At 61.1% G+C, this 9095-nt stretch carries 10 protein-coding genes; 3 read left to right on the top strand and 7 right to left on the bottom strand.

The window, feature by feature from the left end:
• Positions 1–91: 91 nt before the first annotated feature.
• Complete coding sequence (locus tag ACW9IB_RS28800) at positions 92–982, bottom strand: AraC family transcriptional regulator N-terminal domain-containing protein (protein WP_457365211.1); 891 nt, start codon at positions 980–982, stop codon at positions 92–94.
• A 180-nt stretch (positions 983–1162) separates the two neighbouring features.
• Between ACW9IB_RS28800 and ACW9IB_RS28795 the strand changes: the two genes are divergently transcribed.
• Positions 1163–2215, top strand: coding sequence for an NAD(P)-dependent alcohol dehydrogenase (locus ACW9IB_RS28795; RefSeq protein ID WP_457416689.1), 1053 nt, complete (start codon positions 1163–1165; stop codon positions 2213–2215).
• 10 nt (positions 2216–2225) lie between these two features.
• Here ACW9IB_RS28795 and ACW9IB_RS28790 read toward each other — a convergent pair whose 3' ends face one another.
• From ACW9IB_RS28790 to ACW9IB_RS28765, 6 genes are all read right to left on the bottom strand, one after another.
• A complete protein-coding gene (locus ACW9IB_RS28790; protein ID WP_457416687.1) occupies positions 2226–3029 on the bottom strand; it encodes an IclR family transcriptional regulator in 804 nt (267 codons plus the stop codon).
• Positions 3030–3194: 165 nt separating this feature from the next.
• Positions 3195–4160: an L-arabinose ABC transporter permease AraH gene (araH, locus tag ACW9IB_RS28785; protein ID WP_457365208.1), complete on the bottom strand. Its 966-nt coding sequence runs from the start codon at positions 4158–4160 to the stop codon at positions 3195–3197.
• A gap of 17 nt (positions 4161–4177) precedes the next feature.
• A complete protein-coding gene (gene araG, locus ACW9IB_RS28780) occupies positions 4178–5677 on the bottom strand; it encodes an L-arabinose ABC transporter ATP-binding protein AraG (protein WP_457416691.1) in 1500 nt (499 codons plus the stop codon).
• Positions 5674–6654 (bottom strand): substrate-binding domain-containing protein, encoded by a 981-nt coding sequence (locus ACW9IB_RS28775; RefSeq protein ID WP_457416685.1) that lies wholly within the window; start codon positions 6652–6654, stop codon positions 5674–5676. The genes araG and ACW9IB_RS28775 overlap by 4 nt, the downstream gene beginning before the upstream one ends.
• Before the next feature lie 36 nt (positions 6655–6690).
• Positions 6691–7512 carry an SDR family oxidoreductase gene (locus ACW9IB_RS28770; protein WP_457416683.1) on the bottom strand — a complete coding sequence of 274 codons (822 nt, stop codon included), beginning with the start codon at positions 7510–7512 and terminating at the stop codon, positions 6691–6693.
• Positions 7513–7701: 189 nt separating this feature from the next.
• Positions 7702–8181, bottom strand: coding sequence for a GNAT family N-acetyltransferase (locus ACW9IB_RS28765; RefSeq protein ID WP_010208407.1), 480 nt, complete (start codon positions 8179–8181; stop codon positions 7702–7704).
• Positions 8182–8371: 190 nt separating this feature from the next.
• Here ACW9IB_RS28765 and ACW9IB_RS28760 point away from each other — a divergent pair, with 190 nt between their 5' ends.
• The gene (locus tag ACW9IB_RS28760) at positions 8372–8704 is read left to right on the top strand and encodes a hypothetical protein (protein ID WP_457365205.1); all 333 of its coding nucleotides are present in this window, start codon (positions 8372–8374) and stop codon (positions 8702–8704) included.
• A 46-nt stretch (positions 8705–8750) separates the two neighbouring features.
• A complete protein-coding gene (locus tag ACW9IB_RS28755; protein WP_457365204.1) occupies positions 8751–9017 on the top strand; it encodes a hypothetical protein in 267 nt (88 codons plus the stop codon).
• The last annotated feature ends 78 nt before the right edge of the window (positions 9018–9095 follow it).

The following is a 9095-nucleotide window of genomic DNA, read 5'->3' as shown; positions in this document are numbered from 1 at the left end:
GCGGTGTGTCAGTCAAACATGCTCTAACTGAACGACCGCTTTCGCGAGCAAGCCCGCTCCCACAGTTTTGATCCCACCGTAGCAGGAAAAATCAGGCAGCCCGCTCTTCACCCGGGCTGCGTTCGAAATAGCGTTTGTACTCACGGCTGAACTGCGACGTGCTCTGATACCCCACGCTGTGCGCCGCCTGCGCCACCCCCAGGCCGTCCACCAGCAACAATTGCTGGGCCTTGAGCAGGCGCAGACGCTTGAGGTACTGCACCGGCGACAACAGCGTGCAGCGCTTGAAGTGCTCGTGAAAGGTCGACGCACTCATATGCGCATACCCGGCCAGGGTCTCGATGTTCAGGGGTTCGGCGTAATGGGCATGCAGGTGATTCAGCGAGGTGGCGATCCGCGAGAATTGCCCCTGTTGCTCCACCAACGCACGCAGCACATCGGCCTGTGGTCCGCGCAGCGCGGTGAACAATAATTCCCGTACCCGCGCGGGCCCCAGGATCCGGCTCTCCAGCGGATCGTGCAAACATTCCAGCAAGCGCTCGACGCAGCCACGCATCGCGTCATCCAGCACCACCGAACTCATCGACTCCAAGGTCTGCGCCGCCGGCGGTGGCCCGGCCTGAATTCCCATGGCCATGACCAGTTCGCCCAGCACCACGCGGTCAATACCGACTGTCACACCCAGCAATGGCGCGTTCGGCAGGGCGAAGGTCTCGCATTCGAATGGCACCGGCATGGCCTGGATCAGGTAATGCCCGGCGCCATACTCCAGGGTACGCGGGCCCAGGTACGCCACTTTGCTGCCTTGGGCGACGATCATCAGGCTGGGTTCATAGATCTGCGGGCCGCGCGCGACATCGCAACTGGCGCGCAGCACCTGCACGCCGGGCAGGTGGGTGGGAGAAAAACCGTCACAAGGCGCAAGCCCTTCGATCAAGGCAACCAGCGCCGCATTGGCATCGAGATGGCGGGTCAACAACATGGCAAAAAACTTCGTGAAAAAGGGATGACACCATCATCGCAGGTCTGGCGCCAGCTGGATCCAAACACCCGGCACTCCCGGACGAATAGGCATGAGACTCGGAGCAATCGCCATGGCTGCACCCGGGGTCGGCGCGGAAAATGCGCCGCCTTCCAATCAGTCCTTTTGCGAGGTTTCGCCATGTACACCGCCATCGGTTATGCCGCCCAGTCGGCCACCACTCCCCTCGCCCCCATGTCCTTCGCACGCCGCAGCCCGCGCGCCGACGATGTGGCCATCGAGATCCTGTATTGCGGCGTGTGCCACTCCGATATCCACCAGGCGCGCAACGAATGGGGCATCGCGGTGTACCCGCTTATGCCGGGCCACGAGATCGTCGGCAAGGTCACGGCCATCGGCGCCAGCGTCAGTGCGCACAAAGTCGGTGATCTGGTCGGCGTGGGTTGCATGGTCGACTCGTGCCGCCACTGTGAAGCCTGCCAATCGGATCTGGAGCAATACTGCCTCGAAGGCCCGACCATGACCTACGCCACCCCCGACCGGGTAGACGGCAGCAACACCATGGGCGGCTATTCCGACAGCATCGTGGTCAGCGAGCATTTCGTGGTGAAGATTCCGGCCAGATTCGACCTGGCCAGCGCCGCGCCGATCCTGTGCGCCGGCATCACCACCTACTCGCCGCTCAAGCACTACGGTGTGAAGGCCGGCGACAAGGTCGGCATCCTCGGCATGGGCGGCCTGGGCCATATGGGCATCAAGTTCGCCAAGGCCATGGGCGCCGAAGTGACGCTGTTCACCCGCTCCGCGAGCAAGGCCGAAGAAGGCCGTCGTCAGGGCGCCGACCATGTGATCGTGTCCACCGATGCCGAGCAGATGAAAGCCGCCGCCGGCCATTTCGACTTCCTGCTGGACACCATCCCCGTGCAGCACGACCTCGACCCCTACCTCGACGTACTGCGCTTTGATGGCGTACATATTCTGGTGGGTTTGATCGAGCCGGTGGACCCACCGGTCAACGCCGCCAAGCTGGTGCTGGGGCGCAAGGTGCTGGCGGGTTCGTTGATCGGCGGTATCGCCGAAACTCAGGAGGTGCTGGATTTCTGCGCCGAGCACAACATCACCTGCGACATCGAGATGCTCGACATCCGCCAGATCAACGAGGCTTACGCCCGCATGATCGCCGGCGACGTGAAGTACCGCTTTGTCATCGACATGGCGACCCTGAAGGCCTGACAGCGATCGATCAGACCTTCGCGCCCAGCTCCGCTGACAGCCGCGCTGCGACCTGTTTGACCACAGGGATCAGCTCGGCCATTTTCTCCAGCGGCATGTAGGGCACCGTACTGGCGATGCTGATGCCGGCGACGATACGCCGACTGGCATCGCGCACCGGTGCCGCCACGCAGCGGATCGACGGTTCGTTGTCTTCCAGGTCGAACGCATAGCCCCCCGTCACGTATTCGCGCATGCGCTGCTCGAACTGCGCCCAGGACTGTTCCGGGTGCTGCGGCCATTGCAGGTTTTTCCCACCCACCGGCAGGCTGACTTCGTACAGGCGCTGCCACTCCTGGGCCGTGTCATCGAGCAGCAACGCCTTACCGATGCCGGTGCGTGCCAGCGGCATGCGATGGCCGACCCGCGAGCGCATTTCCGGGCCGTTGCGGCCTGGGTTCTTGTGCAGGTACAACACGTCGTCGTATTCACGAATGGCCAGGTGGATGGTGTCGCCAGTCAGCGCCGACAACTCATCCAGGTACGGCACCGCCAGGGTCACCAACGGCAGTTCTTCGCGCGCCTGAAAACCCAGTTCGATCAATTTCGGTCCCAACAAATAACCCACCTGAGGCACCACGCGCAGGTAGCGCTCTTCCACCAGGCAACTGGCCAGGCGGTGGGTGGTGCTGCGGGTGGTGCCGATGCGCTTGGCGATCTCTTTCAAATCGCGCGCGCCGGCTGCCACTGCCTGCACCACGCCCAGGCCGCGCAACAGAGTCTGGGTGCCGGTGGGGGCGGCGTCTTTGGCGGGAGTGGAGGCGTTTTCCTGCATGTCGGGCCTATAAGTGTGAAAGCGCGGGCATTATGGCAAAAGCAGAACTTCATGTGGGAGCTGGCTTGCCTGCGATGAGGGAGGATCAGCCAATAAATTTGCCGGCTGACACACCGTTATCGCAGGCAAGCCAGCTCCCACAGGCTGATCTCCATATGACAGGTTTCAGCGTTGTTTCATGCGGTCGATGATGACGGCCAAAAGCAGGATCGAACCGCGGATCACGTACTGGTAGAAGGTGTCGATGTTCTTCAGGTTCATCGCATTCTCGATGATTGCCAGGATCAGCACCCCGGCGATCACGTGGCGGATCATGCCGATGCCACCGCTCAGCGACACCCCGCCCAGTACGCAGGCCGAGATCACGGTCAGCTCGAACCCCTGGCCGATCATCGGTTGGCCCGAGGTCATGCGCGAAGCCAGGATCACCCCGGCCAATGCGCCGATCAGCCCGTGTACGGCGAAGATGATGATCTTGGTGCGGTCGACGTTCACCCCGGCCAACAGTGCCGCTTCCTGGTTGCCGCCGATGGCCATGGTGTTGCGCCCGTAGGTGGTGTAGTTCAACAGCCAGCCAAAGAACACGAAGCACAGCACGGTGATGATGATCGGCACCGGCACGCCCATCAATTGGCCGTTGCCGAACACGAAGAAACCCTCGTCCATCACACCAACCGCTTTGCCGTTGGAGAAGATGTAGGCCAGGCCGCGCACGATCTGCATGGTCGCCAGCGTGGCGATCAATGCGTTGATGCGCAGCTTGGCAATGACGATGCCATTGATCAGCCCCACCACCAGGCCCATGGCCAACGCCGCCGACACCCCGAGCAGCACGCTGTCGGTGTCGCGGATCACGATCCCCGACACCACGCCGGCGCACGCGATCACCGAGCCTACCGAAAGGTCGAAATGCCCCGACGCCAGGCAGAACAGCATGGTGCAGGCGGCGATGCCCACGGTGGAAATCGCCAGGCCCAACCCGCGCATGTTCAGCGGCGAGAGGAAGTTGTCGATGAACAACGCGCTGAGCACAAAGATGCTCAGCGCGGCGAGCAGCATCACCCAATCATCGAGAAACTTGCGTTGGTTGAACCCTGGCCAGAAGCCTTTTGCGGTTTTTACTTCGGACATCATTCACCTCGAATTCTTCAAGCCCGCGTCCGCGGAAGTGCCAGTTGCAACAGCCGTGCTTCATCCGCCTGATCGCGGGTCAATTCACCGGTCAACGCGCCTTCGCTCATCACCAGAATGCGGTCGGAGATGCCCATCACTTCCATCAGGTCGCTGGACACCACGATCACCGCAATGCCACTGGCCGCCAGGTTATGAATGATCTGGTAGATCTCGGATTTGGCGCCGATGTCGATGCCCCGCGTCGGCTCATCCAACAGCAACACTTTCATCGGCATCGACAGCCAGCGACCGAGAATGGCCTTCTGCTGGTTGCCGCCCGACAGGTACATGATTTTCTGTTCCGCATTCGGCGTTTTGACTTTCATCGCCTTGATCTGCTGATCGGCATTGCCCCGCTCCCAGCCTTCGCGCAACAGCCAGCCAAACGTGGAATGGGCACCGCGCGCGCTGATATTGATGTTCTCGGCGACGCTGGACAGCGGGATGATGCCCTCTTTCTTGCGGTCCTCCGGGCACAGCAACACACCGGCAGCGATGGCGTCGCGCGGCGAATGCAATTGCAGCGTTTCACCGCACAGCTCCAGGCTGCCGGCGCTGCTGCGGGTCAGGCCGCTCAGCAACCGAAACAACTCCGTACGCCCTGCCCCGACCAAGCCGAACAGGCCGAGAATCTCACCCTTGTGCACCTTGAGACTGACCGGTTCACGCAGGCCTGGGCCGAGCAAACCTTCGACCTTCAGCGCCACTTCGCCCTGTTCGCGCGGGCGGTAGTCGTAGATGTCCTGGATATCGCGCCCGACCATGCAGGTCACTAGCTGGTCGTGTGTCAGGGTGCTCATGTCGTCGAAGGTGCGCACGTAACGACCATCCTTGAATACCGTGACCGCGTTGCAGATGCGGAACACTTCTTCCATGCGGTGAGACACGTACAACACCACTTTGCCCTCGTCCCGCAGGCGCGTGATGATCGCCATCAAACGGTCGATTTCCCGCGCCGACAGGCTGCTGGTGGGCTCGTCGAAGGCAATCACATGGGCACCACGGGACAGCGCCTTGGCGATTTCCACCAGTTGGCGCTGGCCCAGGGATAGCCGCCCGAGTTTTTCCTGGGGGTCGATCTCATCCGCCAGGCCCTTGAGGCACGCCAGTGCCTGCTGCCGCAAACGGCTGCGATTGACCACACCAAAGCGCGTGGGTAAATGCCCCAGGAACAGGTTTTCGGCCACCGTCATTTCCGGCACCAGGTGCAGCTCCTGATGGATCACCGCCACGCCGCTGGCGATGCTGTCGGCGGCGTTCTTGAACGCCAGGGTCTGCTCGCCGATCTGCACCGTGCCGCTACTCGGTTGATAAGCACCACCGAGGATTTTCAGCAGCGTGGATTTACCCGCGCCGTTCTCGCCCATCAACGCGTGTACCGAATGCGGCCGCGCTTCAAAGCTGATCTGCGCCAGGGCTTTCACACCGGGAAATTCCTTGCCGATGCCGTTGAAACGCAGGGCCGCGCCGGTCATTTCCATAGACCGATTTTGCTCAACTCGTCCTTGAAGTTGGCGCGAGTGATGAGGGTCACGTTGTCCAGGGCGGTGAACTTGGCAGGCTCGGTGCCTTTGGTCACCCATTGGTACATCGCGCTGGCGGTCTTATAGCCGGACGCATCCGGGCTCAGCAGCATCGAGCCATAGAAGCCGGTATCGGTTTTCTTCAGTTCTTCGATAGCGTCAGTGCCGTTGATGCCGACGCCGATCACATTGGCCGCCTTGAAGCCGGCGCTTTCGGTGGCGCGTACGCCGCCCAGTACCGTGCTGTCGTTCATGCCGCCGATGATCAGGTTTTTCGCGCCACCGGGCAGTTTGACCAGCGCCGAGTTGGTGGCGTCCATGCTGCCTGGCACGTCGAGGGTTTTCTGCGCGCTGAACAAAATGTGGTCAGCCGGCAAGCCGGCAGCCTTGAGGCCTTCAACCGAACCGTCGGTGCGTTTCTTGCCGGTTTCCAGCTCGTCAAAGGTGTTGATGACGGCGTAGGTGTCTTTCCAGTCCCAGTTGCGATGCTTGGCTTCTGCGGCCATGGCTTCGCCTTGTTTCTGACCGATCTTGTAGGCGTCCAGGCCGACGTAAGGCACGTCTTCCATAGGCTTGCCCTTGGCGTCGACGAAACGGTCGTCCACCGCCAGCACTTTCAGATTATTGAGCTTGGCCTTGGCCATGATCGCCGGGCCCAGGGATACGTCCGGCGGACAGATCACGAAACCCTTGGCGCCGTTGGCGGCCAGGGTGTCGATGGCCGACAGGGTTTTCTCGCCGTCCGGCACGGCGATCTTGATCACGGTGAAGCCCTGGTCCTTGCCGGCTTTTTCGGCGAAGGCCCATTCGGTCTGGAACCAGGGTTCTTCAGCCTGCTTGACCAGAAAGCCGATTTTCACGTCCTCGGCCGATGCAAAACCGCTGAATGCCACGGCGAGTGCCAGGGTGCCTAGTGTTTTCTTGAACATGAACCACCTCTTGTTGTTATTGAAGAGCTGCGAGTTCTAGTCGTGGTACATCACAGACCGCCCGCCATCGATCATCAGGCAGGTGGCATTGATAAAGGGCGCCTCATCGGTGGCCAGGAACAGTGCGGTCATCGCCACTTCGATAGGCTGGCCGATACGCTTGGGCGGATGCAGGTCGAAGGCACGCTGGCGCTCGGCGTGGGGGTCAGGGAAACCGTTCCAGTAGTCGACGTTGAGCTGGGTTTCGATATAGCCCGGGGCGATGGCATTCACGCGGATGCCCTTGGGCGCGTATTCGATGCCCAGCGCGCGGGTCAGGCCGAGCAAGCCGTGCTTCGCGACGGGGTACGGAAAGCAGCCGGGGATGATGTGGCTGGAATGGGTAGAGGCGATGTTGATGATGTTGCCGATGCCCTGCTCGATCATGTGCGGCAGCACCGTGCGGCAGCCGAACCAGGCGCCGTCGAGGTCGATGGCGAAGCAGCGGCGCCAGTCTTCGTCGGTCATCTCCAGCGGGTCGCGAAACACATTCACGCCGGCGCAGTTGATTAACACGTCGACACGGCCAAAACGCTCGATGGCCAGGTCGACCAGGGCCCGCCATTGATCCTTGGAGGTGATATCGACGGCTTGCGCATAGATCTCGGCGCCCCGCTCGCGCCAGTGGGCAGCGACCTTCTCGACTTTTTCGCCCTGGATATCACCGATCACCAGGCGCGCCTGCTGGGCCTGGAAGCAGGCGACGATCGCCTCACCAATGCCTTGAGCGGCGCCGGTGATGATCACTACTTTGTTCTTCAGCCGCTCGCCATAAGTCGGCTCGGGCACTGCGGGTAATGACAACGGTTGGGCCTGCATCGCTTCACCTGTTTTATTTTTGGTAGTGAGTGCTGATGCAGCGGACTATAAACCCATCTTTTGAAATATCTCAATATATAAATTTGCATCCCATATATTGAGAAAAATTAAAAGAAGAGGGCTTCTGTGGGAGCTGGCTTGCCTGCTCCCACAGAAGCCCTCTCTCCAGAGTTGAAGTTCGGTGTGGCTTCAGCCCAAGGCAAAATCGCGCAGGGCATCGCCTTCCATGCGGTAACGCACCCATTCTTCCTGCGGCTGTGCACCGATGGATTTGTAGAAGGCAATCGCCGGCTCGTTCCAGTCCAGCACGCTCCACTCGAAACGCCCGCAGCCGTTATCGAAGGCGATCTTCGCCAGGTGGCGCAGCAACTTCTTGCCGGCACCGCCGCCCCGTTGTTCCGGGTTGATATAGAGGTCTTCCAGGTACAGGCAATTGCTGCCGAGCCACGTGGAATAGCTGAAAAAGAACACCGCAAAGCCGATCGGCAAGCCATCGCGCAAACAGATCAGGCCATGGGCGGTGGCGCCCTCGCTGAACAGGCTGCGCTCGATGTCCACCACACTGGCAATCACTTCGTGCCGGGCCTTTTCGTATTCGGCGAGCTCGGTGATGAAAGTCAGGATCTGCGCAGCATCGCTGGGCACGGCGGGGCGAATCTCGATGGTCATGGGCGAGCCTTGGCAATGTCAAAGCACACATACTAAGGGGGATTCATGACTGATTGCAGCGCAATTTCCTGCATCCGCACACACAAAATCTTACAGGTACCTTATAACCGTTCGTCGCCACCGAGGCACGAACCCGAAAGCGGGGCTGACCAATAGAGGGTAAGGACATTAATCCTATGGAGGCACCCTCATGAAAAATTCCAAGTTTGCTGCCCTCGCCCTCACCGGCCTGCTGTCGGCGGCGTCGCTGAACGCCTTTGCCGCCGGCTCGACCACCGGCCCAACCGACCCGACGCCCGATGCCACCACCGAGTCGCAGAAATCCATGGGCACCGGCATGGACACCAACGGTGGCGCGATCATCCAGCCGGGCGCCGATCCACGCACCCAGGGCAATGACACCCAGCGTCAGGCACCGGCCGCCGTCGGCAACGGCAAGATGGGCCCTGGGGTGAATCAGCCGAAGGTCAATAAAGGTGATGATTCGAACGTGCCCGGTGCGCCCAAACAGCCTGCACCTTGAGCCTTGAACGCCGCTCCCCCGCTCATTTCCCAGTGAAGAGGTACCCATGAACGTGGATAGAAACCTTGAGAAGGAAGTCCTCACCCGTCTGCTGCACGCCCACCCGAATGGCCTGGGCAAGGAGGTGCTGGACAACTACCGCGGAGAAAAGGTGGTCGCCAGCGTGCTGGCGTTTCTGCAGGATCGCGGCTTTATCAAGGATGGTCATGTGACCACCGACGATGACGGCGAATATTCGCTGAACTTGCCGATCAAGCTGACGGCGGCGGGTGTGGATGAGGCGCGTAAGCTGGAAGGTGAGACGAGCCAGTAATCCAGAACGCACTGCAATGCAGTGTGGGAGCCGGGCTTGCCCGCGATGGCGTCCTGTCAGTCAAACAAAATGGTGACT

The organism is Pseudomonas sp. SDO524_S393 (assembly GCF_054071875.1).
The sequence above is the reverse complement of the archived record's forward strand: the minus strand, read 5'-3'. Positions and strand labels throughout refer to the sequence as shown.